The organism is Enterococcus sp. 3H8_DIV0648 (assembly GCF_002140655.1).
Taxonomy (GTDB): Bacteria; Bacillota; Bacilli; order Lactobacillales; family Enterococcaceae; genus Enterococcus_A; species Enterococcus_A hulanensis.
The window spans coordinates 1,022,392-1,048,348 of sequence record NZ_NGLG01000001.1 but is presented as its reverse complement, the minus strand read 5'-3'; the positions used below and the strand labels follow the sequence as shown (position 1 = coordinate 1,048,348).

General features: G+C 45.1%; 23 protein-coding genes and 1 pseudogene. 3 read left to right on the top strand and 21 right to left on the bottom strand.

The window, feature by feature from the left end:
• Positions 1-29: 29 nt before the first annotated feature.
• From carB to A5875_RS04795, 17 genes and pseudogenes are all read right to left on the bottom strand, one after another.
• Positions 30-3,212: a carbamoyl-phosphate synthase large subunit gene (gene carB, locus A5875_RS04870; RefSeq protein WP_088932568.1), complete on the bottom strand. Its 3,183-nt coding sequence runs from the start codon at positions 3,210-3,212 to the stop codon at positions 30-32.
• Positions 3,213-4,292, bottom strand: coding sequence for a carbamoyl phosphate synthase small subunit (locus A5875_RS04865; RefSeq protein ID WP_088932567.1), 1,080 nt, complete (start codon positions 4,290-4,292; stop codon positions 3,213-3,215).
• Between the two features lie 4 nt (positions 4,293-4,296).
• Positions 4,297-5,577 carry a dihydroorotase gene (locus A5875_RS04860; RefSeq protein WP_088932566.1) on the bottom strand — a complete coding sequence of 427 codons (1,281 nt, stop codon included), beginning with the start codon at positions 5,575-5,577 and terminating at the stop codon, positions 4,297-4,299.
• 13 nt (positions 5,578-5,590) lie between these two features.
• Entirely contained in the window at positions 5,591-6,517 is a 927-nt protein-coding gene (locus tag A5875_RS04855; protein ID WP_088932565.1) for an aspartate carbamoyltransferase catalytic subunit, read from the bottom strand.
• 42 nt (positions 6,518-6,559) lie between these two features.
• The gene (locus tag A5875_RS04850; RefSeq protein WP_088932564.1) at positions 6,560-7,831 is read right to left on the bottom strand and encodes a solute carrier family 23 protein; all 1,272 of its coding nucleotides are present in this window, start codon (positions 7,829-7,831) and stop codon (positions 6,560-6,562) included.
• Between the two features lie 33 nt (positions 7,832-7,864).
• Complete coding sequence (gene pyrR / locus A5875_RS04845; RefSeq protein WP_088932563.1) at positions 7,865-8,401, bottom strand: bifunctional pyr operon transcriptional regulator/uracil phosphoribosyltransferase PyrR; 537 nt, start codon at positions 8,399-8,401, stop codon at positions 7,865-7,867.
• Positions 8,402-8,618: 217 nt separating this feature from the next.
• Positions 8,619-9,527 carry an RluA family pseudouridine synthase gene (locus tag A5875_RS04840; RefSeq protein WP_088932562.1) on the bottom strand — a complete coding sequence of 303 codons (909 nt, stop codon included), beginning with the start codon at positions 9,525-9,527 and terminating at the stop codon, positions 8,619-8,621.
• The gene (lspA, locus tag A5875_RS04835) at positions 9,520-9,981 is read right to left on the bottom strand and encodes a signal peptidase II (RefSeq protein ID WP_088932561.1); all 462 of its coding nucleotides are present in this window, start codon (positions 9,979-9,981) and stop codon (positions 9,520-9,522) included. The genes A5875_RS04840 and lspA overlap by 8 nt, the downstream gene beginning before the upstream one ends.
• A 1-nt stretch (position 9,982) precedes the next feature.
• Complete coding sequence (locus A5875_RS04830; RefSeq protein WP_088932560.1) at positions 9,983-10,684, bottom strand: CBS domain-containing protein; 702 nt, start codon at positions 10,682-10,684, stop codon at positions 9,983-9,985.
• 357 nt (positions 10,685-11,041) lie between these two features.
• Positions 11,042-11,314 (bottom strand): hypothetical protein, encoded by a 273-nt coding sequence (locus A5875_RS24105; RefSeq protein ID WP_254911846.1) that lies wholly within the window; start codon positions 11,312-11,314, stop codon positions 11,042-11,044.
• 33 nt (positions 11,315-11,347) lie between these two features.
• Positions 11,348-11,557: pseudogene (locus A5875_RS24100) on the bottom strand (DUF2922 domain-containing protein); the annotation flags it as partial.
• 42 nt (positions 11,558-11,599) lie between these two features.
• Positions 11,600-11,983, bottom strand: a complete 384-nt coding sequence (locus A5875_RS04820) for a hypothetical protein (protein ID WP_088932558.1) — start codon at positions 11,981-11,983, stop codon at positions 11,600-11,602.
• Between the two features lie 371 nt (positions 11,984-12,354).
• Positions 12,355-13,497 carry an acetylornithine transaminase gene (locus tag A5875_RS04815; RefSeq protein WP_088932557.1) on the bottom strand — a complete coding sequence of 381 codons (1,143 nt, stop codon included), beginning with the start codon at positions 13,495-13,497 and terminating at the stop codon, positions 12,355-12,357.
• Positions 13,494-14,243: an acetylglutamate kinase gene (gene argB, locus A5875_RS04810; RefSeq protein WP_088932556.1), complete on the bottom strand. Its 750-nt coding sequence runs from the start codon at positions 14,241-14,243 to the stop codon at positions 13,494-13,496. Before argB ends, A5875_RS04815 begins: the two co-directional genes overlap by 4 nt.
• A 13-nt stretch (positions 14,244-14,256) precedes the next feature.
• Positions 14,257-15,450: a bifunctional glutamate N-acetyltransferase/amino-acid acetyltransferase ArgJ gene (gene argJ, locus A5875_RS04805; protein WP_088932555.1), complete on the bottom strand. Its 1,194-nt coding sequence runs from the start codon at positions 15,448-15,450 to the stop codon at positions 14,257-14,259.
• A 22-nt stretch (positions 15,451-15,472) separates the two neighbouring features.
• Positions 15,473-16,504, bottom strand: a complete 1,032-nt coding sequence (argC, locus tag A5875_RS04800) for an N-acetyl-gamma-glutamyl-phosphate reductase (RefSeq protein WP_088932554.1) — start codon at positions 16,502-16,504, stop codon at positions 15,473-15,475.
• 211 nt (positions 16,505-16,715) lie between these two features.
• Complete coding sequence (locus A5875_RS04795; protein ID WP_088932553.1) at positions 16,716-18,389, bottom strand: formate--tetrahydrofolate ligase; 1,674 nt, start codon at positions 18,387-18,389, stop codon at positions 16,716-16,718.
• A 175-nt stretch (positions 18,390-18,564) separates the two neighbouring features.
• Here A5875_RS04795 and A5875_RS04790 point away from each other — a divergent pair, with 175 nt between their 5' ends.
• The gene (locus tag A5875_RS04790) at positions 18,565-18,765 is read left to right on the top strand and encodes a cold shock domain-containing protein (RefSeq protein WP_088932552.1); all 201 of its coding nucleotides are present in this window, start codon (positions 18,565-18,567) and stop codon (positions 18,763-18,765) included.
• Between the two features lie 9 nt (positions 18,766-18,774).
• On the opposite strand, the gene A5875_RS04785 is transcribed toward A5875_RS04790, so the two are convergent.
• On the bottom strand, positions 18,775-19,206 hold the full coding sequence (locus A5875_RS04785; protein ID WP_088932551.1) for an EbsA family protein: 432 nt from the start codon (positions 19,204-19,206) through the stop codon (positions 18,775-18,777).
• Between the two features lie 34 nt (positions 19,207-19,240).
• Between A5875_RS04785 and A5875_RS04780 the strand changes: the two genes are divergently transcribed.
• On the top strand, positions 19,241-19,627 hold the full coding sequence (locus A5875_RS04780; RefSeq protein WP_088932550.1) for a ribonuclease HI family protein: 387 nt from the start codon (positions 19,241-19,243) through the stop codon (positions 19,625-19,627).
• On the opposite strand, the gene cls is transcribed toward A5875_RS04780, so the two are convergent.
• From cls to A5875_RS04765, 3 genes are all read right to left on the bottom strand, one after another.
• On the bottom strand, positions 19,622-21,082 hold the full coding sequence (gene cls / locus A5875_RS04775; RefSeq protein ID WP_088932549.1) for a cardiolipin synthase: 1,461 nt from the start codon (positions 21,080-21,082) through the stop codon (positions 19,622-19,624). The two genes, A5875_RS04780 and cls, sit on opposite strands and share 6 nt — an antisense overlap.
• A gap of 144 nt (positions 21,083-21,226) precedes the next feature.
• Entirely contained in the window at positions 21,227-23,860 is a 2,634-nt protein-coding gene (gene alaS, locus A5875_RS04770; protein ID WP_088932548.1) for an alanine--tRNA ligase, read from the bottom strand.
• Between the two features lie 267 nt (positions 23,861-24,127).
• Positions 24,128-25,180, bottom strand: coding sequence for a DUF7278 family profilin-like fold-containing protein (locus tag A5875_RS04765; protein ID WP_088932547.1), 1,053 nt, complete (start codon positions 25,178-25,180; stop codon positions 24,128-24,130).
• A 70-nt stretch (positions 25,181-25,250) separates the two neighbouring features.
• On the opposite strand from A5875_RS04765, the gene A5875_RS04760 reads away from it, so the two are divergent.
• On the top strand, positions 25,251-25,688 hold the full coding sequence (locus A5875_RS04760) for a GNAT family N-acetyltransferase (RefSeq protein ID WP_088932546.1): 438 nt from the start codon (positions 25,251-25,253) through the stop codon (positions 25,686-25,688).
• Positions 25,689-25,957: the final 269 nt, after the last annotated feature.

The window sequence follows — 25,957 nt, the reverse complement described above, 5'->3', positions numbered from 1 at the left end:
AGAGTGAAGCATGCTCCACTCTGCGGTAATTAAATTTCTTGGATTGAAAATGCGCGTGATTCCATTACTCGTAAAATAGCATCCGCTGTATCCAGTGAGGTGAACAATGGTACGCCATGCTCGACTGCCTCGCGGCGAATGATAAAGCCGTCTTCTGAAGAGTTTTGGCGGTTCTTGTCCATCGTATTGATCACGACTTGGGCTTTTCCGGTGCGGATCAAATCAATCACGTTGTTGTCGTCTGCTTCTGAGATTTTTGCGACTGTCTTAGCGTTCAAGCCATTTTCTTCTAAGAATTTGGCAGTTCCCGCTGTAGCGATCAGGCTGTAGCCGACATCCTTGAAGCGTTTGGCTAAGTCTAAAGCCTCGTCTTTGTTCTCGTCTGCGACTGTGAACAGGACTGCTCCGAAATCAGGCAGATGCAAACCAGATGCGGCGAAAGCTTTATAAAGTGCTTTGGCTAAATTGCGATCGGTTCCCATAACTTCGCCGGTTGATTTCATTTCAGGGCCTAAGTAGGTATCGACCTTTTGCAGCTTCGTGAAGCTGAAGACGGGTGCTTTCACATGGACCATGTCGCTTTCTGGATACAAGCCATCTTCATAGCCCAATTCCTTCAAGCTTTGTCCTAGAATCGCCTTGGTCGCGATCTGCGCCATCGGGATATTTGTGATCTTGCTTAAAAATGGTACTGTTCGGCTGGCCCGCGGATTGACTTCGATCACGAAGACTTCATCGTTGTGGATGACGAACTGAATGTTCATCATACCGATACAGTTCATGCCTAGTGCAAGACGACGCGTATAATCTTCGATCGTCGCCTTCAACTCGTCTGAGAAGGTTTGCGGCGGATAAACAGCCATCGAGTCGCCGGAGTGAACCCCTGCTCGTTCGATATGCTCCATGATTCCCGGGATCAGAACTGTTTCGCCGTCACAAATTGCGTCAACTTCACATTCTTTTCCGATCAAGTAGCGATCGACTAAGACTGGATGCTCTGGTGAAGCTTTTACCGCATGAGCCATATAATCTTCCAAGTCTGATTGGTTTTCGACGATTTCCATCGCCCGTCCGCCTAGAACGTAGCTTGGACGAACCAAGACTGGATAGCCGATTCTTTCAGCGATTACGACGGCTTCTTTCGCACTTGTCGCTGTATCCCCTGGCGGTTGCGGGATCGATAAGCTTTGCAGCACTTGTTCGAATTGGTCGCGGTCTTCCGCACGGTCTAAATCTTCGATGGTGGTTCCTAAGATTTTCACGCCGCTGTTTACTAACGGTTCCGCTAAGTTGATGGCTGTTTGACCGCCGAATTGAACGATCACGCCGATTGGCTGCTCTAATTCCACGACATTCATGACATCTTCTAGTGTTAATGGTTCGAAGTACAGCTTGTCTGAGACTGAGAAGTCGGTTGAGACGGTCTCGGGATTGCTGTTCATGATGATCGCTTCATAGCCGGCCGCTTGGATCGCTTTAACCGAGTGAACCGTCGCGTAATCGAATTCCACCCCTTGCCCGATCCGGATCGGACCTGAGCCTAAGACGAGGACTGATTCCTTGTCTGAGCGGACACTTTCGTTTTCAAATTCGTAGGTGCTGTAGAAGTACGGCGTTTGAGATTCGAATTCTGCTGCGCAGGTATCGACCATTTTATAGACTGGGACGATTTTTTCAGCGGTACGGAATTCTCGCACTTCGTTAGCGGACATGCCCCAAAGCTGGGCGATCTTCACGTCCGCAAAGCCGTTTTGTTTGGCTTTTTTCAGTAAATCAACGTCCTTTTTGTTTTGTGCTAATTCGCTTTCCAGTTCAACGATGTGAAGCAGCTTATCTAAGAAGAAAAGATCGACTTTGGTCAGCTCGTTGATCTCTTGGATCGAATAGCCGCGGCGGATCGCTTCTGTTAAGTAGAACAGGCGGTCATCCTGTGCCTTGACCATTTTTTCTGTTAGCTCGTCGTCTGTCACTTCACTTAATTCTGGTAATTCCGCGTGATAAGTCCCGATTTCTAATGAACGAACGGCTTTTAACAGGGATTCTTCGATGTTGCGGCCGATCGCCATGACTTCGCCGGTGGCTTTCATCTGTGTACCTAATACCCGTTCGCCGCTTTCGAATTTGTCGAAAGGCCAGCGTGGAATCTTCGCAACGACATAGTCCAAAGCCGGTTCGAATTCGGCATAGGTCGTTTCTGTTACCGGATTTTTCATTTCATCTAAGGTAAGTCCAACGGCGATTTTTGCCGCCAGCTTCGCGATTGGATAACCAGTCGCTTTACTTGCTAAGGCTGATGAACGAGAAACCCGCGGGTTCACTTCGATCACGTAGTAGTTAAAGCTGTGTGGATCAAGTGCTAACTGCACGTTACAGCCGCCTTCGATTTTTAATGCGCGGATGATTGATAGAGATGCATCCCGCAGCATTTGGTATTCGTAGTCTGATAAGGTTTGGCTTGGTGCAAATACGATCGAATCGCCGGTGTGGACACCAACTGGGTCGAAGTTTTCCATGTTACAAACTACGATTGCATTGTCCGCAGAATCCCGCATTACTTCGTATTCGATTTCTTTAAAGCCGGCGATTGATTTTTCAATCAAACATTGAGTAGCTGGTGAAAGCTTCAGGCCGTTTTCAGCGACTGTCCGCAGTTCTTCTTCGTTGTCACACATTCCGCCTCCGGTTCCGCCTAGAGTAAAGGCTGGACGCACGATGATCGGATAGCCGATCGTGTTGGCAAATGCGACTGCTTCTTCTACTGTGTTGACGATCTCTGATTCAGGGATCGGCTGGTCTAATTCTTCCATTAATTTTTTAAATAGGTCGCGGTCTTCCGCTTGGTCGATCGCTGATAGTTTCGTTCCTAAAAGCTCGATCTTCAATTCATCTAAAATGCCTGAGTCGGCTAATTCCATCGCCATGTTCAAGCCGGTTTGTCCGCCTAATGTCGGCAGGATCGCATCGGGCAATTCCTTGCGCAGGATGCGGGAAACAAATTCCAAGGTAATTGGTTCGATATAAACGGTATCCGCGATTTCTCGGTCGGTCATGATGGTTGCCGGATTGGAATTCACCAAGACAACTTCATAGCCTTCTTCTTTTAACGCTAAGCAAGCTTGTGTGCCGGCGTAATCAAATTCCGCGGCTTGTCCGATCACGATTGGTCCAGAACCGATCACCATGATCTTTTTAATATCTGTACGTTTTGGCATTTATGCTTGCTCCTTCCATGCATCCATCATTTCCATAAACTCATCAAACAAATGAACTCCGTCATGCGGGCCCGGTGCAGCGTCTGGGTGATACTGAACGCTGAAGGCTGGGTAATTCCGATGACGCACGCCTTCGATCGTGCCGTCGTTGACTTCTACGTGAGTCACCATCAGTTTTTCTGGGTCGATGGTTGTTTCATCTACCGCAAACCCATGATTCTGAGAAGTGAAGTCGATCCGTCCAGTGGCGATCTCTCTAACCGGATGGTTCAATCCGCGGTGGCCGAATTTCATCTTATAGGTATCTGCGCCATTGGCTAATGAGAACAGCTGATGACCTAGACAGATGCCGAAGATCGGCACTTTTCCTTGAATTTGTTTGATCATTTCGATCGCTTCTGGGACGTCTTTGGGATCTCCCGGTCCATTAGTCAGCATCACACCGTCTGGACAAAGGTCTAGGATCGTTTGGGCGTCCGTATTATAAGGCATCACCGTCAAATTGCATTCGCGGCGAGATAATTCTCTTAAAATACTGTGCTTCAAGCCAAAGTCGATGACCACTACATTGCGGCCGACGCCAGGGCTTGGATAAGGGGTAACGGTCGAAACTTGTGCGACTTGGTTCGTTGGCAAGACTGTTGCTTTTAGTTGATCAAACGAGTGCTCCAATTGATCGGCCGGATCAACGATACTGCCTTTCATTGTTCCAACGCTGCGCAATTTCTTCGTTAGTGCTCGGGTATCGATCCCGGCGATTCCCGGAATCCCTTTGCGTTTTAAAAATTCATCGAGTGTCATTTGGTTCCGCCAGTTGCTGGCTAATCGCGCATGCTCTTTGACGATCACGCCCTTACAAGTCGGTGCGATCGATTCATAGTCATCCCGGTTTACTCCGTAGTTTCCTACCATTGGATAAGTGAAGGTAATGATCTGTCCATTGAAACTTTGGTCGGTGATTGTCTCTTGATATCCTGTCATACTTGTAGTGAAGACGACTTCGCCGACAACGTTTGCCTCAGCGCCGAATCCTTCACCTTCAAATACTGTGCCATCTTCTAAAATTAAAAGTCTTTTCAACGTCTTAGTCCTCCTTGTTGTATACCAACTGACCATCCACGAAGGTCATCAGTGTCGCACCCTTGACTGGCCAGCCAGTAAACGGCGTGTTCACTCCTAGTGATGCAAATTTTTTGTCATCGATTTTTTCTTCGTGACTGAGATCAAATACCGCGATGTCAGCGGGTTGACCGATGTTTAAGGTGCCAACTGCTAATCCGAAGATTTCCGCTGGTTTGACTGCCATCCAATCGATCACTTGTTCTAATGTAAAGCGTCCTGTTTCAACAAAGTGGGTATAAATTAATTGGAAGGCTGTCTCGCTGCCGACGATCCCGAATGGTGATTTCAAGAAGCTTTGGTTCTTCTCCTCGAAGCCATGTGGCGCATGGTCCGTTGCGATACAGTCGATCGTGCCGTCAAGCAGGCCTTCGATCAGCGCTTCGCGATCGGCTATGCCGCGTAATGGCGGGTTCATCTTCCAGTAGCCATGATCTTCTGGGATATTTTCATCGATCAGAATTAAGTGATGGGGAGATACTTCGGCTGTGACATGTACGCCAGCCTTCTTCGCATCGCGGATCACCCGCACACTTTCTTTGGTGGATACGTGGCAGACATGGTAATGAACGCCGGTTTCTTCTGCCAAGATTAAGTCTCTGGCGATTTGTGAGGATTCGGTCGCGCTTAAAATACCGGGCAGATCCAGTTTTTCGCTGATCTCGCCTTTGTGCATCACTCCGCCGAATAATAAGGATTCATCTTCGGTATGAGCGACTAGCGCCATATCATTTTCAGCAGCTTCCTTCATTGCCAAGTACATCGTGCCAGCTGTCTGCACGCCTACTCCGTCGTTAGTGAAGGCGAAGGCGCCAGCGGCTTTCAAGCCTTTTTGATCGGTTAAGGTTTCGCTGCGCAGCTCTTCGGTGATGGGTGCGTATTGATGTACCTTCACTACTGCGTCTTTTTCAATGATCGCTTTGACGTCGTTGAATTTCTCCACGGTGTCAGGAACCGGGTCTAAATTAGGCATCGCGCAGACTGTTGTGTAGCCGCCGCGAGCTGCCGCTTTTGAGCCGTCCTTGATGGTTTCTTTATAAGTAAAGCCTGGTTCTCGTAAATGAACATGAACATCAACTAAACCTGGTGTGACTAGTTGATTCTTCGCGTCGTACACTTGATCAAACGTCATGTCTGAAAAATCTTTGCCAATGCCTGCGATAATGCCGTCTTCCAGCCAAAGGTCGCATGTGATTGTTTGATTGTCTTTTGTTACGATCTTGCCATTTTTAATTAATGTTTTCATTTTATCTGCCCCTTTACGATTTTCCTCTAAGTACTGCTTCTAAAATTGCCATCCGAATAAATACGCCGTTGGTCATTTGCGGAACGATCCGTGATTGCAGACTTTCCACAAGGCTGTCAGCAATCTCGACGTCGCGGTTGACTGGTGCGGGATGCATGATGATCGCCCGTTCTTTTAATTGCTTGCCGCGTTCGATCGTTAAGCCGTATTTCTCGTGATATTCTTCCTTTGAAAAGCTTTCCTGTCCGTCGTGGCGTTCATGCTGCACACGTAAAAGCATCATGACATCCACTTCTGGTACGAGCTCATCTAATGGTCGATAGGTGCCGTACACATCAAAGCTGTCGTCGTACCATTCCTCTGGTCCGGAGAAAAAGACCTCTGCACCAAGGCGTTTCAGCATTTGCATGTTGGATTTTGCTACGCGGGAATGAGTAATGTCTCCTGCGATGGCGACCTTCAAGCCCGAAAAGCGGCCGAACTCTTGATAAATGGTCATCAGGTCCAGCAAGCACTGTGTCGGATGCTGTCCGCTGCCGTCGCCGCCGTTGACGATCGAGCATTGGATCGTCTTGCTCTGGATCAACTCGTCATAGTAATTTTCATCTCCGTGGCGAATGACCGCGACATCCACACCTAAAGCCGACATCGTCAGAACGGTGTCATATAAGGTCTCGCCCTTTTGGACTGAGCTTGTTTTGGCGTCAAAGTCAATCACATCTAGTCCGAGTTTTTTTTCTGCGACTTCAAAACTCTTGTGGGTGCGGGTGCTGTTTTCAAAGAAAAGATTAGAGACAAAATATTGGTCCTTGTGGGGTGTCCAGCGCGCACCTTGTTTGAATTGCTGCGCACGGCGAATCAGTCCCATCACCTCTTGATCGGTCAAGGCTTCCACCGTCAATAAATGCTTCAGACTAATTTCCTCAGACTGGATGATCATGAAATTTCCTCCTTTAATTCCTAGATAAAAACTTTTGCTTGACTATTTCTCACTGCGTGCCGTTTCTGGCAGGATCAGGTTCAAGATGATTCCTAAGACTGTTGCTAGTGCCATCGCGGATAAGGTAAAGGTGCCTGCTTCGAAAACCAAACCGCCGATACCGATGACCAAGATCGTTGAAGCGATCAGTAAATTCTTTTTACGGTCAAAGTCGATCTTGTTTTCGATCAAAATCTTCAATCCGCTGGCTGCGATTACTCCGAAAAGGATAAAGCTGATGCCTGAGATTACTGGACCAGGAATACTTAGGATCAAGGCGCTCAGCTTGCCGACAAAGCCCAGCAAGACTGCGAAGACTGCTGCTCCGCCGATGACAAAGACGCTGTGAACCCGTGTGATCGCAAGTACGCCGATGTTTTCGCCGTAGCTGGTTACCGGAGGTCCGCCGACCAAGCCTGCGACGATCTGTGCCAGTCCGTCGCCCATCAGAGTGCGATCCAAACCTGGGTCTTCAAAGAAGTTTCGTTTGGTTAATTTATTCAATACCATCAAGTGGCCGATATGTTCCGTCATTGTTACAAAAGCGATCGGTGCCATGGTGGTGATCGCGTTGACATACAGTTTTGGTTGATAGCTGACAAATGGCACGCTGAATGCCGGCATCGCCAACCATTTTGCTTCGATGATCGGTTGATAGTCGATAATGCCGAAGAGCATTGCTGTGACGTAGCCGCCGACGATTCCTAACAGGATCGGGATCAAGCCTAAGAAGCCGGTGAAGAACATATTGAAGAAAATCGTCAAAGCTAAGGTGATCAAAGCGACCATTACATATTTGAAGCTGTATACGCCGTTGTTGTACATCGCGTTTTGCGCTGCGTTGCTGGCTAGACCTAAGCCGATTACCATTACGACTGGTCCAACGACGATCGGCGGCAAGATTTTATCTAGCCAGCCGGAGCCGATTTTTCTAATAATGAAGGAAACGATCAGGTAAACCAAGCCGCAGGTCAAAGCCCCTTGCGCGACTGCCGGATAACCGTCACTTTTCATCAATAATTTCATCGCCGCGATAAAGGCGAAGCTGCTGCCTAGGTAAGCGGGGATTTTGCCTTTAGTGACTGTCAGGTAAACTAAAGTTCCTAATCCTGAGCTGACTAATGCGATACTTGGGTTGATGCCGACTAAGATCGGTACTAAGACCGTCGCGCCGAACATCGTGAATAAATGCTGAATACTTAAGCCGACCCAGTGACCTGCACTTGGGCGGTCGTGAATATCTAAAACAACGTCATCATTGTGAAACTCTTCCATCAAACTTCCTCTTTCTAGTGTCTAAACAGTTATTTAATCTTCTTTTTGGATCAAGATGCGATCTTGTCCGTCGTTTTCTTCCATTTCAACTACGATCTCTTCGGTTAATGCCGTTGGGATGTTTTTCCCTACGTAGTCTGCGCGGATCGGTAATTCGCGATGGCCGCGGTCAACTAGGACTGCTAATGAGATGCGGTTAGGACGTCCTAAGTCGATCACAGCGTCCAGTGCTGCGCGGATCGTTCTGCCGGTGAACAATACGTCGTCGACTAAGATCACTTCTTTGCCTTCGATCGAAAAAGGAATGTCTGAAGAGTGCAATTCAGGCTCTGCTTCTGAAACCTTCACGTCATCGCGGTACAAAGTGATATCCAACTCGCCAACCGGCACGTCGATGTGCTCCAATTGCTTTAGGCGTTCTGCGATTCGTTGTGCGATAAAGATCCCGCGGGTTTTGATCCCGATCAAGACAATATCCTGAACCCCTTTGTTTCGTTCGATGATCTCGTAGGTGATACGAGTCAACGCACGCTTCATTGTTACCTCATCTACAACCTCTTTTTTATACATCCTGTTTCCTCCTTATTCTTTACAATAAAAAAACTCCTACCCGCAATTAGGTAGGAGGAATGTTATCGACTTCGTCAAAATGATAGTGTTCACCTAGGCGCACCTAGTCCAAACCACTATCTACTTCCTTCTTAGCCTCACGGGACTACTCTTAAAGGATCAATATTCAGTTATTTATTTCTTACTACAGACACTATACTATTCCTTATTTAAGAAATCAATCTTTTTCTTTTAACTGCTTCAAAGTTTTTTTGAAAATCACCGGCAGCGGCGCTTCAAAGACCATCATCTCGCCAGTTGTCGGATGTTCAAAGCCTAATAATTTTGCATGGAGAAATTGGCCGTTGCCCTTTAAGGTTTTCTTCGGCCCATATAATGGGTCGCCTGCGACTGGATAGCCGATGTATTGCATGTGGACTCTGATTTGGTGCGTGCGTCCTGTTTCCAGCTGCAATTCGATCAAGGTATAGCCTTCAAAACGCTGCAGCACTTCAAAGTGTGTCACTGCCGGCTTTCCGCCTTCGATGACTGCCTGCATTTTACGATTGACCTTTGAACGGCCGATTGGTGCTTCGATCCGTCCCTTTTCATGAGGGATCTCGCCATGAACCAGCGCCACGTATTTTCTCAAAGAAGTTTTGTCCTTTAACTGCTTGGCTAACGACTCGTGAGCCCGATCATTTTTTGCCACCATTAATAAGCCGGAAGTATCCTTGTCGATCCGATGCACGATCCCTGGTCGAACCACATCATTAATAGTAGAAAGATTTTTTATTTGATACAACAAGCCATTGACCAAGGTGCCATTGGGATGCCCCGCGGATGGATGAACGACCATGCCCTGCGGTTTATTTATCACAACGACATCCTCATCCTCGTAAACGATTTCCAAATCCAGATTTTCCGGTACCAGATCTAATTCCTCCGGTGCTGGAATCTCGATCAGAATCTTGTCGCCGGCGCTGACCTTATAATTGGCTTTAACCGCTTTGCCGTCGATGGAAACGCACTGTTCCTTGATCCATTGCTGAATCTGAGAACGAGAATAATCGGCCAAGCGGTCATTCAAGGCCTTATCGATCCGCCCTGTTTCATCTTTTATAATAATTTCAATTTGATTATCCATTTTTCTTTTCTCTCTCATCTAATAGAATGTAAATAAAAATCATGATCACACCGGCTACCAGTGCCATGTCCGCGATATTAAAAATCGGGAAATTAATGAAATCCAGGCGGAACATATCCACCACATAGCCTAAACGGAAACGATCGATGAAGTTGCCGATCGCCCCAGCTAAAAAGAAACTCAAGCCGATCGTCAGCCACTTGCTTTCATTTAAATGTTTGACTAAGTAATAAAGCACCGCAACGACTGCTACGATTGTAATCACGATAAAAAATATCTGCTGGCCTTCAAAAAGACTAAAGGCTCCGCCGGTATTGCGAATGTGCGTCAGTGATAAAACCTTGGGAATGATCGTTTGACTATCACCAAAATTGTATTGGCCGACGATCCACCATTTGAACCACTGATCCAGTGCGATGATCCCCGCGCTGAGTAATAAATAAATGACTAACAACTTATTGCTTCCCTTCTTGTGTATAAATATCGCGCGGACGAATGATCCCTAACAGGTTGCCGTCGGAATTACCGTCTTTTGTAATCAAGATTGCCTCCAGCACCCCTTCTGTTTGGAACATCTTTTCCACCTCAGAAACCTTTGTATCGGCCGAAACAAACTTGAAATTGACGCGCTTGCCATTTGCCAGCAATAAATCCTCAGCCACTCGGCCTTTCAGACTGACCGAGCCGCTCAAACTAGCCTGAGCAAAGTAAAACCCAATCGTCCGCAGCGTAATCAGCCCCATGAATTTTCCCGAATCATAAAGGGGAAACTGTGAATAGCGCTTCTCGGTAATGATCTTCATGATCTCGACTAACGGCAGATCGCGTTCAAAGCCGGTCACTTTTTTCTCGAATCGCGGCAATACTTTTTCCGGCCGCAATAGATTTTCTTCAATTTGTTTGATCCGTTCAACAGCCCATTCATTAGGTTCGGCGATCACAAAATCATCCGCCACCTGATCATGGACGATGGCATTTCGCAGCTGCGCCAGCTGCAGCAAATCATTTTCACTTCCGCCGATCAGGTTGTCCCGCCGTTTTGATAGCCGACGGACCGCTTCACTAAAGCTCATATTAGCAGGACTGCCTAACTGACGCTTCAATTCCTTTTCGATCCGATTAAATGTGCTTAAAAAAATGTCTGCCCGTTCTCCCATTCGGCCGCTCCTTTATCCAAATTGATGCGTGATTATACGCTTACGATCAAAAACTTTATAAAACAACGCCATAGAATCTAGCCAACAGCGATAGCTCCAGTATAAGTGAAAAAAAGCGTCAAGGAAAGTCTTAGCTATAGGAAAAAAGAAAAGTGCCTCTTCAGGACTGAAAATAGACAGGCACGATAAATAGCCCGCCAATTTGGCAGGCTTAAAAAATCGTTCCAGCTTTTCAGAATTAATTGACCGCGGATGAGAGAGCGTCTGCTTTATACCAACGTTGGATTTTCGATAAGACAGACATTTAAATAATGGCGGTCTGCTGAAAGTTAAAATAATTTCCTCAATCACGGTCAATTATTCTTCGACGTGCTCGATCACGGTAAAGACATTGCCTTCCCGCCATGCGTCTATCACCTGAGGATTCTCCGGCAGACAAGCATTCAGCAGCTCGGCGATTTCCTCATCCTTCAATTGACGCGGATCGATCCTTGCTGGCAGTTCGATTTTTCGCACTACGATCCCGGGTTCTGGACGTTCTTCTGTAAGGATCAGGTCTTCGGGGACTCGCAGCAGGACTTCATCTGCTTCTTTTACTCCGGCTGTTGCTTGAAGCGCCGCATCATCCAATTCCGGATCTCGTCTATCGTAAAACACTTTGTCCGTGGTTTCGACAAACTTCGCTCCTGCCGCCTTCTTAAACGAACCTACACCATCTTTTTCAAACAGATCAACGATCGCTAGTTTTGCTAGTGAAGCCTTGATCTCTTCTGCCGATACATCCTGCTTGATTTTTCTGATGCTGAAACGGTGGGATTTTCCATTGCTTTTCTCAAATTTGACCGCTAGTCTGACTTTTTTAGATTCTTTTATGATGCCTCCTCCTTTCTTTTAGGTTTTTTTAAAGAATCAGCTTCATGATCCGACTAATCCTTCCAAGGGTGTTTCGCTGAATAACGATTTTAGTTTTTTAAGTTTGTCAGCGACAAAGTCTTTAATCGAGAACAGCTTCAATGACAAGCTTCTCGCTTCTTTAGTATCGAAATAATCTTCAAAGAAAACGTAGAACTTGCGCAATAGACGGCTGGATTTCGCTGTCATGAAAATATGGCGCACCAGATCCTTCAGCATAAAGGCAAAGTCGTCTTCTGTCAGGTCTTCTCGGACTTGCAGCACCAGCAGAATTTCTAAAGTTTCCTTGATATCTCCTGTTGTGCGAAAGTGTGCATCAATGCGTTTTTCTAAGGTCTTCCGCTTTAATGAAAATAGTTGCCGCTCGTTTAATAAATGCTCTTCCATCAATTCTTCTCCTTTTCTGTTTAATAGAATCTATATGAAAGTTTTCGCTATTTGGCTTCCATTGCTGCGCGCAGTGCAATCGAGACTGAATAGTGTCCTACTATTGTTGTTTATTAGTTGATAATGATTCGTACTTGAATAAACCATAGCCTATTTTTAAATCGCTTTCACTCCAAAAAGTTAATATGATATTAAATATAATAATCGGTCACGCCTGAATCGTTGATCTATCAAGCACAAATGAGGTTCAAAATAGCAAAAAAATTTAGAATTTTGTCCATATTTCCTTTACCTTTCTAATAACATACGCAAAAAATCCTCAATGCTCTGAAAAGCATCAAGGACTTTTTACGTATTTTGCTTTAAATTCGCTAATTTGACAGCACTGCTTGAATGATTTCGACGCCGTCTGCTAGTTCATCCTGACTGATGGTTAGCGGCGGTAATAATCTTAGGACATTCTTGCCCGCTTTAATGGCTAACAGCTTGTGGACCTTCAGTTCTTGGATCGTCTGCTGCAGTGTTTCGGTTGAATCTAGCTCGATTCCAATCATTAGGCCTTTGCCCCGCACATCGAGGACTTTTTCGGAAGTGGCAATCAATTTCGTCAATTCCGCTTTTAAATAGCTGCCCTTCTTGGCGACTGCCGCCAGAAATTCTGGTTGATTGATCTCAGAAACGACAGCATCCGCGACCTTCATCGCCAGATTGTTCCCGCCAAAGGTTGTCCCATGAGAACCGGGACCAAAGGCCTCAGCCAGCCCGCTTTTCCCTAACATCGCACCCACGGGAATCCCATTAGCTAAGGCTTTGGCGATGGTGATGATATCCGGCTCGATCTGATACGCTTCAAAGGCGAAGAAGGTTCCTGTTCTTCCCATCCCCGTTTGAATCTCATCAATGATCAACAAGCTGCCGTTTTCTTTACATAATGCAGCCACAGCCTGAAGCCATTCTTTCTCTGCCGGAATGATCCCGCCTTCACCTTGGATGACCTCCAGCATGACTGCCGCCACCTCTTCGTCTAAGTGCTGCTTCAACGGTTCAAGCTGATTATAGGGCAGATACTCAAAGCCCTCGACGATCGGGAAAAAACCTGCCTGTAATGCCGGCTGCCCCGTCGCACTCAATGCGCCATAGGTTCGTCCATGGAATGATTGCTCAAAGCTTAAAATTTTTGAACGTCCAGTGGCTTTTCTGGCTAATTTGATCGCCGCTTCATTCGCTTCGGTGCCGCTATTACAGAAAAATGCCAAATAATCTTTGCCCATCGTCAATTTTTCAGCGACCTTTTCTTGCAGATTACTCGTATACAAATTGGAGCTGTGCCAAATCTTTTCTGACTGTTCAGATAACGCCTGCATCACTTTCGGATGATGATGACCTAGATTGCTGACGGCGATCCCGCTCATAAAATCTAAATATTTCGTCCCATTTTGATCAAAAACATAGCTGCCGGAGCCGTCTACTAAGTCGATTCCGTCACGGGCGTAATTTGGGAACAAGTGGCTCATGCAAAGACCTCCTCCTTTGTGATGACAGTACCTGCCTTTTCAATGCAATTCGTGATATGGACCTCTGAAACCCCGTTTTCTAAGGCGTTGATGGCGCTGTTGATCTTAGGGATCATTCCGCCGGTGATCACTTCTTCATTTTTCAGTTCTTCCACTTCGGCGATTGAGAGTTTTTCAAGCCACTCGCCGGCCTGCTTCACACCAGACACATCTGTCAGCAAATACAAGGCCTCGGCCCCGACTTCCTCAGCGATCTTGCAGGCAGTATCGTCTGCATTGACGTTCAGCCATTGGCCGCTGCTGGTCATCCCTAATGGAGCGATGATGGGAATGTAGTTTCGATACAGCACACCTTCAATGGCCGCGGGATTGACCTCAGTAATTTCACCAACATAGCCGAGTTTTTCTTGATCGATGAATTTCCCTTGGATCATATTGTCGCTGGAAGCGTTGAGGCCGATCGTCGCAAAGCCCTGCTGCTGGAATAAGGTTGTGATCGTCGGCTGAACCTGTCCAATCAACACCATTTGCGTAATTTTTAACGCCTGCTCAGTCGTTACCCGCAAGCCCTCTTTGATCGTCACCGGAATGTTCAAACGTTCCATCATTTCAGTGATATAATAGCCGCCTCCGTGGACGACAATGATCTCATGTCCGGCAGTCTGCCATTCTTCGATTTGCTGAAAAAAACTCTGTGTTAGATTATCACTGGCAACACCGCCGATTTTTACTACAATTTTTCCCATAATGCTTCGCTCCTTACGTATGATACAAGGCATTCACTTCGACATATTTATACGTCAAATCACAGCCCCATGCTTTTCCGCTTTGTGCGCCGATGTTTAAATCAACGGAGATACAAATTTTTTCTTTTTCCAGCGTTTGCTTCATGATTGCTTCATCGAAGCTCTGCGGCTGGCTATGCTTCAATAATTGCTGGTCGCCAATCCACATATCGATCTTTTCCGGATCAGTATGAGAGCCGGCATAGCCTACCGCACAAATGATTCGTCCCCAGTTCGGGTCTTCGCCGAACATTGCCGTCTTCACTAAACTTGACCCTACGACCTTTTTCGCCACCAAACGCGCTTCCGTTTCATTAAGTGCCCCGACTACTTGGACTTCAATTAATTTAGTAGCCCCTTCGCCGTCTTTAACGATCATCTTAGCCAATGTCTCGCTGACTAGCTGAAACATCGCTAAAAATTTAGTATAAGCATCTGTATTTTTTTCGATCACAGGATTCTCCGCTAAGCCATTGGCAAGCACTAAGACCATATCGTTGGTGGATGTATCACCGTCAACGGTGATTTGGTTGAAGGTCGTTTCCGTTTTATCCGCTAAGATTTCCTGTAATAAGTCTTCTGAAATTTGCGCGTCAGTCGTAACGAAGGCCAGCATCGTCGCCATATTCGGATGGATCATGCCCGATCCTTTCGCGACTCCAGCCATTGTTACCGTCTGACCATTAATTTCTTCGGTCACAACAATTTCTTTTGTTGCCGTATCGGTAGTCAAGATCGCTTGATGGAACGCATAAGGTTTTTGGTGCTGCAGATCAATCTGATTGATCCCAGCTTCGATCGTTTCCATCGGCAGCTGTTTCCCGATCACACCCGTTGATGCGACGGCCACCGTATCTTTTGCGATTTTCAGATGCGCTGCGGTTAAGGCCTGCATCTCCTGTGCATTCGCCAAACCAATTTTACCGGTACACGCATTGGCTACTCCGGAATTAACTACGACTGCTTGGATTTTTTGATCAGCCATCGCTTCTTTGGTTACGTAAATCGGTGCCGCCTTGACCTGATTGGTCGTATAGACTGCCGCGGCATTGGCAGGAACCTCTGAATAAATGACTCCGAGATCCTTCTTTTCTTTTTTTAATCCTGCATGTAAGCCAGTGGCTGAAAAGCCTTTTGGACTGGCGATTGTTCCTTCGATGATTTGCATATTCTTCACACTCCGACATTTTTTATGGATAGATAGGTACGAGGCTCAATCCGGTGGTTTCCGGCCAGCCCGCTAAATGATTCAAGTTATGGACTGCCTGACCGGCGGCCCCCTTGACTAAATTGTCTAATACGGTAACGACGGTGATGATATTGGTCACTTCGTTATAGGCAACCCCGATATCACAGAAGTTTGAGCCGATGATCTGACGCAGGTTAGGATAAACATTTTGCTCCTGCACGCGGATAAACGGCTTTTCTTGATAAAAGCTTCGGTAGACCTGCCAGAGCTGCTCTTGAGTCAGTTTTTCTTTGCTTCTGGCATAGGTGGTGATAAAAATTCCCCGCGTCACCGGAATCAGTGAAGTAGAAAACTGAATCGCCGGAATGCTTTGATCCCATTTTTGCAATTGCTGCATGATTTCTGGAATGTGCTGATGGCTATTCATTTTGTAAAGTGTCATATTTTCATTGCAGTTCACGAAATGACTGGCTTCCGATAGATTTTTCCCTGCTCCTGATAAGCCGGACTTTGCGTCAACAATGATCGAATCCGTCTCAATCAGCTCTTGTTCAACTAATGGCGCCAATGATAATAACGTGCCGGTGGCATAACAGCCGGGATTAGCGATCAGCTTTGAAGTCGGTTTTGAATAAAAATCAGCCAACCCATAATGAGCATTTTGTAAAAAGTCAAAAGGTGCGCTTGAATTTTTATACCATTTTTCATACTGTCCATCTGTTTTTAATCGAAAATCTCCGGATAAGTCGATGATGGGAAAATCGGCTTCAACAAAAGCTGTGGCGATTTCCTTTGAGATCCCTGATGGAGTAGCGAAAAAGACCAGCTCTGCCTTTGCCATGATCTCTGCTGAATTGATCGGTTCTAAAGGAAGGTCTAATAATTGCTTAAGATGTGGCAAATATTCAGCGATCTCTTTGCCGTTTTGTGAATGACTGTGGATCGAAACGATCTCTACATATGGATGCTGCAGCAAGAGCCGAACCAGCTCGATCCCGCTGTAGCCTGTCACTCCAATAATCGAAACTTTCATATTAACCCCTCCTTGCAATTGTATAATAATACGATTAGAATGCTGCTATTTCTGATGATTATACGTTGTGTGTTTATACAAGTCAATGGTTTTTTATAAATAAATTCGTGAATATTCGAAATAATATGCAAAAATCCGAACGTTTTATGCAAAAAAATAGAGCAGCCACTCGTTTTAGTGAGTAACTGCTCTATTAACTGTCGTTCAATTTCTAGAATAATCCAATCGCATTGCCCTTTTCGTCGACATTCATGTTTAAAGCTGCTGGTTTTTTAGGTAAACCAGGCATCGTCATAACATCCCCTGTCAATGCGACAACAAATCCGGCGCCGATTTTCGGTACGAATTCACGAATCGTCACATCAAAATCAATTGGAGCGCCTAGTTTGCTTGGATCATCCGATAATGAATATTGCGTCTTCGCCATACACACCGGCAGACGATCCCAGCCATATTTTTTGAAGCTGGCTAATTGTGTTTTCGCCTTCTTACTATAGATGACTTCATTCCCGCCATAGATCTCACGGACGATTGTTTCGATTTTTTCCGTTAGATCATCATGATCTCTGCCGAAGATCGAATGGAAGTTGTTCTCTTCGTTGGCGATCGTATCAACTAACGTTTCCGCTAAGTCGATTCCGCCATCTGGTCCTTTTTCCCAAACACTGGCTAATTCGACCTTCACGTCTTCTTGTCCGCATAATTCTTTCAGCAAATCGATTTCCTTTTCCGTATCGCTGATGAATTCATTAATCGCAACAACGACCGGCAAGCCGTATTTACGCATATTGCGAATATGTTTCGCTAAATTACTAAAGCCTTCTCTTAATGCCTCAAGATTTTCCGCGCTCAAGTCATTCTTAGCCACGCCGCCATGCATCTTCAAGGCGCGGATCGTCGCTACGATCACGACTGCATCTGGTGCTTTGCCTAGGCTTGGAACTTTGATGTCTAAGAATTTTTCGCCGCCGAGATCCGCACCGAAGCCGGCCTCAGTCACTACATAATCCCCGCAGTGGAGTGCCGCTCTTGTCGCCAAGATACTATTACAGCCATGAGCGATATTCGCAAATGGTCCGCCATGGACAAAGGCTGGTGTTTGATAAATCGTTTGAACCAAGTTGGGCTTGATGGCATCCTTTAGTACAAGAGCCAAAGCTCCTTCTACTTTCAAATCGCCGACGGTCACAGGTTCGCGATCAAAGGTGTAGGCCACGACAATATTAGATAAACGATTTTTCAAATCTTCAATATCGGTCGCCAGACATAAAATCGCCATGATTTCACTAGCGACTGTAATGTCAAAGCCGTCTTCCCGCGGCACACCATTGATTGGTCCGCCTAGTCCAACGGTAATATGACGAAGCTCGCGGTCATTCAAATCCACGACACGTTTCCAAATCACACGTCGTGCGTCGATCTTCAACTCATTGCCTTGATGGATATGGTTATCTAATAAAGCAGATAATGCGTTATTCGCCGTTGTGATCGCGTGCATATCGCCAGTAAAATGCAGGTTGATATCTTCCATCGGCAATACTTGAGCATAGCCGCCGCCAGTTGCGCCGCCTTTGATTCCCATAACAGGGCCTAATGAAGGCTCGCGTAAAGCGATGACTGTTTTTTTGCCGATTTTATTTAATGCATCTCCTAAACCGATGGTCACTGTTGATTTGCCTTCGCCTGCCGGAGTTGGGTTAATAGACGTTACGAGGATCAATTTGCCTTCTGGATTCTTTTTCATGCGCTCTAAAGCATCAAATTCGATCTTCGCCTTGTATTTGCCATGTAATTCCAGATCGTCAAAAGATAAGTTGATTTTTTCTGCGACTTCCATAATTGGCGCTAAAGTCGTTGCTTGAGATATTTCAATATCAGTTTTCATAAAAACTCCCTTTCCCGAACGTTATTCAGAAAAACACACTTTTTTTAATCGTTCTATCCTATTATAACGAATTATCCTGAGAAAAACACCACTTAGATTCGGTAATCTCATTGATTCGCAATTTTTCTCGGCTTCACGTATAATAAAACCAGCAATTGCAAAGGGGTGTTGCGTGATGAATAGTGGCATTGTTAAATGGTTTGATGAGAAAAAAGGGTATGGCTTTATTACCTATGAAGACAATCAAGAGGTTTTTGTACATTTTACCGCTATTGAGAATGATGGATTCAAAACTTTGGATCCTGGTGACGAAGTAGAGTTTGTAATTGTGGAAGGTGCTCGCGGTATGCAGGCAGCTCATGTGAAAAAGAAATAAACGAAAAGATCAGTCCCGGCTGATCTTTTCGTTTGCTTTGATTTCAATTTCAGGATAAAACGCAGCGAAATCTTTTACGAAGGCTTCCCGCTTTTTCTTTCTCATCGCGAAATGAAAGGCGGCGCCGCTTAGACCCTTGCGTTGGATAATCACCCCGTCTTTACAGAGAGTCAGATAGTCAATATGCTCCCGCAGCAGCGTCTCACGTCGCCAAACTCTGGCATAGCGGACTCTTATTCCCGACTCCTCTAAGTAAAGATAGCGATGAAGGCCCACGATTCCAAATAAGATCGAGATGCCGATAACGATATTTCCCTGCAAGTAGGGATGGGTCTTTTCCAAGGTCAAGATTAAGCCATAAAAAAGCACAATGAAGGTCAGCGACCAATAAATGATGCTGATCGATAATTCTGGTTGCCAAAAATAGTGTTTTTTATCCATTCATATACTCCTACTCTAAAAAAGGATGGTCATTATGTTAAAAGTTTATACCGATGCCGCAACAAATACTGAAAAAAGCGGCGGCGGCATTTTAATTATTTCTGAAGAGCAGCAGCAGCTTGCGATCTCACTAGCTGAAGACAACAATCATCAAGCGGAGCTGGCGGTGATTGTTTATGCGCTGCATTATTTGATCGATCATAAGCTGAACGATCAAACGGTTTTGCTCTATTCCGATAGTAAAACTGCAATAAAAATTTTAGACCAAGGTCAGACAAAAAACAAGCTCTTCCAGCCATATTTATCAGAGTTTAATGAATTAGCGCCGCAATTCCCGCTTTTAGTTCTCCAATGGATCCCGGAAGCAAAAAATAAAGGGGCGGACAATCTTGCCCGCCAAGGTTTGCGAAAAAAATTATAGTACTGGTGATAACAGCCGTGAAAAACGTTGTTTAAAGTTCAGCCAATGGGATTGATTTGCGATCATTTCATCGGTTAATTCGATACAATTCTCCATATCCTCTTCAAAGATCTTACGGAATAACTGCGCTACTTCTGGATCATAGATAAAGCTGCTGACCTCAAAGTTCAGTTCATAGCTGCGGATATCCTGATTGGTCGAACCAAAGGTAGCTAATTCATCGTCCACGACAATTGTTTTGGAATGAATAAAGCCGTCCGCGTAGTGATAGATTTTCACGCCCCGCTGATGCAAATAATTCGCGTAGTATTGCGTCGCCCGATAAATAAAGGGATGATCCGGCATATTTGGGATCATGATCCGCACATCAATGCCAGAACGCACTGCGATCAGGATCGCTGAGATCATTGTTTCATCTGGAACAAGATAAGGACTTTGAATCCAGACACTCTTTTCAGCAGACAAGATCAAACGGACAAAGCCGTCTTTGATAATTTGTTCGCTGGAATCGGGACCATCCGCCACGATTTGCATCGGCACGCCCTTTTTAATTTCCTTTTGCGGCAAAACAAAATACTCCGGCAAATAACTCATTCGATCCGCCTTATTGGTCACCGAAGCATTCCAATCGCGAATAAAAATTTCCTGCAGCGTAAAGCTCGCGGTACCTTCGATTCGGCCGTGAGTATCCCGCCATCTGCCAAAACGCTTCGATTCCCCTAAATACTGATCCCCAACATTAAACCCGCCAGTCCAGCTGATCTGTCCGTCAACTACGACGATTTTTCGATGCAAGTGATAATTCAACCGCGTTTTTGCTAAAATATTTCTTGAAGTAATAAATGGTGTGACCTTCCCGCCGTTTTTGATCAGTGTCTCAAAAAATTGTTTATTGGTTTTAGGCGAGCCCCATGGATCATAGATCATCTTGACCTCGACACCCTCAGCCGCCTTTTCCTCCAAAATCCGCATAAAACGATTCCCGATCCGGTCATTAAAGAAGGCATAGTATTCAACATGAATTGTGCTTTGCGCTTCACGAAGATCGACAAACAAACGCTCGAATTTGTCCGTTCCATCTAAAAAGAATTCCAATTCATTCCGAACTGCCAATGGTGATTCATCTAAATTCTGGAAATACTTCACCAATGATTTCGTGGCCGGGTAAAGTTGATCCGGTTCATTATGATCAACATGGCGATTATCCTCTTGAATGATTCCGTTGATCTCTTTGACCCGCTCCTCATCCCCTTGTTCGAAACGGTACATTGTTTCCCCATCGATCCCGCGTCCGCAAAACGCATAGATCAGAAAACCGATCACTGGTAAAAAAATCAATGTCAATAACCAAGCCCAGATCGTGGTGATATTCCGCGGTTTGCGAAAAACAGTAATGATCGCACCCACAGCATTAATAATAAAAACTAGAAAAATAATTTGCTCAATAATTCCCAAATGGTCCCCTCTTTTCAAAAAGATAAAATCTCTCATTTGAATTATACCGAAATAGCTCTATTAAGAAAAGAAACACGCAATTGAATTTTCATTTTCTCATTTGAAAAGGCAGCACCCCAGCGGATGCTGCCTCAATTACATAAATTATGCTAACCAGTTCGCTACCTCTGCTAATGCATCAGATAGTCCCGCTGGATTCTTCCCGCCAGCTTGTGCCATGTCAGGACGACCGCCACCGCCGCCGCCAACTTTTGGAGCGATTGCTTTGATCAAATCACCGGCCTTCAAGCCTTTTTCATTCGCCGCTGGACTCATTGCCGCAAGCAGATTGACCTTTTCGCCTTGTACTGTTCCTAAGACTAAGACATCAGATAAGGCTTTTTGTTTCCATTGATCGGCCAATTGACGCAACTGATTCATGTCTTTGACGTTGACTTGTGCCGTGATCACGGTCGTGCCGTTGATTTCTTTCACGTCTTTGAAGACATCGCCAGCCTGTTGATTGGCTAATTTTGTCGCTAATTGTTCATTTTCTTTTTGCAGCTCACGTACTTGCTGCTGCAATTGTTCTGTTTTGCTGACCACTTCTTTGATTTGCGGAGATTTTACGATTTGGGCTACTTGCACCAATTGCTCTTCCTCTTCGCGGAATGCTTCATACGCTTCTTTGCCGGTCAATGCTTCGATCCGACGAACGCCTGCTCCGATCCCTGATTCAGAAACGATCTTGAACAACCCAATGTCTTCAGTGTTCACCACATGGGTTCCGCCGCACAGCTCGATCGACCAGTCGCCGATATTTACCACACGCACATCGTGTCCGTATTTTTCACCGAACAACGCCATCGCACCCATATTCTTCGCCGTGTCGATATCGGTTTCGATCGTCACCACTGGAATAGCCTCCCAGATTTTTTGGTTGACGATTTTTTCCATTTCTTTCAACTCAACAGCGGTTACTTGACCGAAATGCGTAAAGTCAAAACGTAAATGTTTGTCTGTAACCAATGACCCCGCTTGGTTGGCATGATCGCCTAAAACTTCTTTCAAGGCTTTATGCAGTACGTGAGTCGCTGTATGGTTTTTGATTACTTTATTGCGGAAGGCCGCATTTACTTGCAGGAAGTATTTTTCGCCTTCTTTTAATGAAGCAAGCACTTCTACTGTATGCAGTGCTTGACCGTTTGGTGCTTTTTGAACATCCGTCACATTGGCAATGATCTTGCCTGCTTGGTCAACGATGATCCCTTTATCAGCGATTTGTCCACCCATTTCAGCATAGAAAGGCGTTTCGGCAAAGATGACTTGGGCTTCCCCAACATTTACCGCAGAGACCATGGCATTGTCTTGCAAGATGACGAGCAGTTCGCTTTCGACTTCTAAATGATCATAGCCGACAAATGTGCTTTCTACTTTGATATCACCTAACAAGGCTGTTTGCACACCCATAGATTTTTCTGTCGTCCGAGCGGCACGAGCACGTTCCTTTTGCGCCTGCATCTCAACGTCGAAGCCTTCATGATCGACCTTCAAGCCTTCATCTTCAGCGACCTCTTCCGTTAATTCTACTGGGAAACCAAAGGTATCATAAAGCTTGAAGATCGCTTTTCCATCTAAAGTTGTTTCATTCTTCGCTTTTAATTCAGCTAACACGCCATTTAGCATCGTTAATCCGTCGTTGATCGTTTCGTGGAAGCGTTCTTCTTCTGTGCGAACCACTTTTTCGATGAATGCTTCCTGTTGTTTCACCTCTGGATAGTAGCTCACCATGATTTCGCCAACTACTGGGACTAATTTGTATAAGAAGGCTTCATCGATTCCTAATTTCTTGCCATGCATCACCGCACGACGCAATAAACGACGTAAAACATAGCCGCGACCTTCATTTGAAGGAAGTGCCCCATCCCCGATCGCAAAAGCTAACGAACGAATATGGTCAGCGATCACTTTGAAGGAAATATCTAACTGCTTATCAGTCGCATATTTCTTGCCGCTTAATTCTTCAACCTTGCCAATGATCGGCAGGAATAAATCTGTTTCGAAGTTGGTTGGTGCATCCTGAATGATTGAGACCATCCGTTCAAGTCCCATCCCCGTATCAATATTTTGATGAGGTAATGGTTCATAAGTTCCCTGCGGTGTATGGTTGAACTCTGAGAAAACTAAGTTCCAGATTTCCAAGTAGCGTTCATTTTCGCCCCCAGGATAATTTTCAGGATCGTCCTCTGCTAAATCGTTAAACGCTTCGCCGCGGTCATAGAAGATTTCTGAATCGGGACCGCTTGGGCCAGCGCCTAGATCCCAGAAGTTGTCTTCGATCTCAACGACGTGATCCGCTGGAATGCCGACCTCTTCTAACCAGATTCGTTTTGCTTCCTTATCTTCTGGATAAACCGTTACGTATAATTTGTCTGGATCAAATCCGATCCAATCAGGTGACGTTAAGAATTCCCACGCCCATTCGATCGCTTCGACTTTGAAATAATCACCGATCGAGAAATTTCCCAGCATTTCGAACATCGTATGATGACGAGCGGTCTTTCCGACGTTTTCAATATCGTTGGTCCGAATCGATTTTTGCGCATTAGCGATGCGGGGATTTTCCGGTACGACACTGCCGTCAAAGTATTTTTTCATGGTTGCAACACCTGAGTTGATCCATAGCAAGGTCGGGTCATTCACTGGTACTAACGATGCACTTGGTTCGATCATGTGCTCTTTGGTTTTAAAGAAATCTAGAAACATTTGGCGCACTTCAGCGCTTGATAATTTTTTCATCTGTTCTCCTCTTTTCTCAAAAAAATAAAAACTACCACTGCAGTCAAGGACGAAAACTCGCGGTACCACCTTGATTGCAATGATAGTTTGATCATTACCTCTTCAGCTCGCTAACGCTGAGCAGCGTTGATTTTTCAATCAAAAATTGTCGGGAGCAATCTATTCTTCGCAGCGTGCAGCTTTCAGCAACCGTGCACTTTCTGTGGAAGCGTAAGAAATAAACCATATCCTTTTTAGAGTATAGAAAAAAGTTTGTCAAAAGTCAAACTAGAGCTTGATTAAAATTGCCTTGCGGTACAAATAATCACTTGGCGACAGCACTTCTTCGTGGAGCATCGTCGTATTGTTGCTGAAATAACTGGATAACGGCAGAAAATCAACGATCGGGATGCCTACTTGATTTTTCTTATTCGTCAGCTTCAAGACACCGGGATCTTCCGTGATCTCGAAACGTTCCATCGACGTATCGAAAAACAAGCCGAACATATTTGCCTGCTCCATCATTTTGCGAACATTTTTTCCACGATAAGGATCAGTCACGTTCAGATCGTTGCCCCAGCGGAACAATCGGCGGCTGCCTGCTCCATTGACATATTCCCATTGATCTTCCGTCAATAAGTCAAAATTTTTCTTACGGATTTTTTTACGCAGACTGCTATACGTATGCTTCTCGTGACTAAACACATGATAGCTGTCAGAATGAGGCACCATTTCGATATACCAGCGGTCCTCTTTCAAGACATTTTTAGGAAATGACCAAGTCATGCTTTCTTCTGAGGTCAAATTAGGCGATAATACCTCTTTGATTTCCTCTTCATAGGTCGAAAACTGATCCGCTTCGCCGGAAAAGCTTCCGGTCACCGCATCATAGATTCCTAAATAATTCGTTCCAGCCGGCAAGGCATAACGTTGAACGAACATCGGCGGAATCTTAACCTTGCGCAGACTAGTGGTTTTATCATTGATCAATTCCCCCAGTGAATCCACGTCAAAAAAGTTGTATTGACCGCGCAATTCCTGTGGGATCGTAATTTCTTGAGAGTTTGGTGCTGTTTCTAATAAAGATAGGCCTTTCGTTCCTAAATTCCAGCCTAAGATCGCATCTTTGTTTCCGGGAATAAAGACAAATTCCTCTTCATCGATCAACAGCTGAAATGTTTGACACTTAATACCGTACAGATCAAAATCCTTTAATTCAATATCTGAAATCTTCATCAACGGATTCACAAAATGAAGCAATAGCTGGCTTAATAACGTCCGTTTCTCTTTGGGATTTAGTCGTTTCCAATAGGACCAGTCCAATTGATCTAATAAGTTCATAAATCTTTCTGCCTCCTCCAACACTCATATGTTAGAATTATACCATTATCATAAAGAAATGAGGAATGAGATGAAGGAATATTTTGGCGCATCGCCAGAACTACAAGCCGCCGCATTTTATTTACGTTATCAAATTTTTGTTTTAGAACAAAATATTTTACCAGAATTGGAATTCGATAAATTAGATACGCCCGATCGGCAATACCTCGTTCTCTTTGACGAGCAGCAACCAGTCGCAACAGTTCGCTATCAAAAGCTGGATGATCAAACGTTAAATCCCGACCGCTTATGTGTTCATGCGGATTATCGTGATCAGCAGCTAGGTTCAAGGCTTTTAGAATATATCGAAAATCGCGCGATTCAAGAAGGCTGCCGTTATTCGATCCTATCAGCTGAAGTCACCGCCCAGACCTTCTATGAAAAACGCGACTATCATGTCATTTCCGATATTTTCCAAGAGGACGGTATCGCCTGTATCAAAATGAAAAAAACACTTGTATCCGAGTAATCGACGGATACAAGTGTTTTTCTTAGACTATAAAGATTCAGGTGTCAAAAGCCTGTTTTGAAGGAAAAGTTTTTTTGTTCGCTAAAATAATGGGAACAGATCGCTAATTTTACAATGGATTTAAGTAATGGTCACCACAAATTAGTGTTTAGACATTAAAAAATGGGATTAGACAAAGCAAGCATCCTAATTCTTACTTTTGACACCTGAATCTATAAAGTAAGTATAAAATTTTCAGATGAATAAATCGCTTTGTAGCGGGTATATCC

What these genes read in the sequence shown, in the direction of transcription:
- pyrR (WP_088932563.1), bottom strand. Translation starts at nt 8,401, where the DNA reads ATGTATAAAAAAGAGGTTGTAGATGAGGTAACAATGAAGCGTGCGTTG.
- alaS (WP_088932548.1), bottom strand. Translation starts at nt 23,860, where the DNA reads ATGAAAAAATTATCAAGCGCTGAAGTGCGCCAAATGTTTCTAGATTTC.
- argC (WP_088932554.1), bottom strand. Translation starts at nt 16,504, where the DNA reads ATGAAAGTTTCGATTATTGGAGTGACAGGCTACAGCGGGATCGAGCTG.
- A5875_RS04790 (WP_088932552.1), top strand. Translation starts at nt 18,565, where the DNA reads ATGAATAGTGGCATTGTTAAATGGTTTGATGAGAAAAAAGGGTATGGC.
- A5875_RS04785 (WP_088932551.1), bottom strand. Translation starts at nt 19,206, where the DNA reads ATGGATAAAAAACACTATTTTTGGCAACCAGAATTATCGATCAGCATC.
- A5875_RS04820 (WP_088932558.1), bottom strand. Translation starts at nt 11,983, where the DNA reads ATGGAAGAGCATTTATTAAACGAGCGGCAACTATTTTCATTAAAGCGG.
- A5875_RS04860 (WP_088932566.1), bottom strand. Translation starts at nt 5,577, where the DNA reads ATGAAAACATTAATTAAAAATGGCAAGATCGTAACAAAAGACAATCAA.
- A5875_RS04760 (WP_088932546.1), top strand. Translation starts at nt 25,251, where the DNA reads ATGAAGGAATATTTTGGCGCATCGCCAGAACTACAAGCCGCCGCATTT.
- A5875_RS04830 (WP_088932560.1), bottom strand. Translation starts at nt 10,684, where the DNA reads ATGGGAGAACGGGCAGACATTTTTTTAAGCACATTTAATCGGATCGAA.
- A5875_RS04815 (WP_088932557.1), bottom strand. Translation starts at nt 13,497, where the DNA reads ATGAGCCACTTGTTCCCAAATTACGCCCGTGACGGAATCGACTTAGTA.
- A5875_RS04780 (WP_088932550.1), top strand. Translation starts at nt 19,241, where the DNA reads ATGTTAAAAGTTTATACCGATGCCGCAACAAATACTGAAAAAAGCGGC.
- A5875_RS04855 (WP_088932565.1), bottom strand. Translation starts at nt 6,517, where the DNA reads ATGATCATCCAGTCTGAGGAAATTAGTCTGAAGCATTTATTGACGGTG.
- A5875_RS04765 (WP_088932547.1), bottom strand. Translation starts at nt 25,180, where the DNA reads ATGAACTTATTAGATCAATTGGACTGGTCCTATTGGAAACGACTAAAT.
- carB (WP_088932568.1), bottom strand. Translation starts at nt 3,212, where the DNA reads ATGCCAAAACGTACAGATATTAAAAAGATCATGGTGATCGGTTCTGGA.
- argB (WP_088932556.1), bottom strand. Translation starts at nt 14,243, where the DNA reads ATGGGAAAAATTGTAGTAAAAATCGGCGGTGTTGCCAGTGATAATCTA.
- A5875_RS04850 (WP_088932564.1), bottom strand. Translation starts at nt 7,831, where the DNA reads ATGGAAGAGTTTCACAATGATGACGTTGTTTTAGATATTCACGACCGC.
- argJ (WP_088932555.1), bottom strand. Translation starts at nt 15,450, where the DNA reads ATGCAAATCATCGAAGGAACAATCGCCAGTCCAAAAGGCTTTTCAGCC.
- A5875_RS04795 (WP_088932553.1), bottom strand. Translation starts at nt 18,389, where the DNA reads ATGAAAACTGATATTGAAATATCTCAAGCAACGACTTTAGCGCCAATT.
- A5875_RS04840 (WP_088932562.1), bottom strand. Translation starts at nt 9,527, where the DNA reads ATGGATAATCAAATTGAAATTATTATAAAAGATGAAACAGGGCGGATC.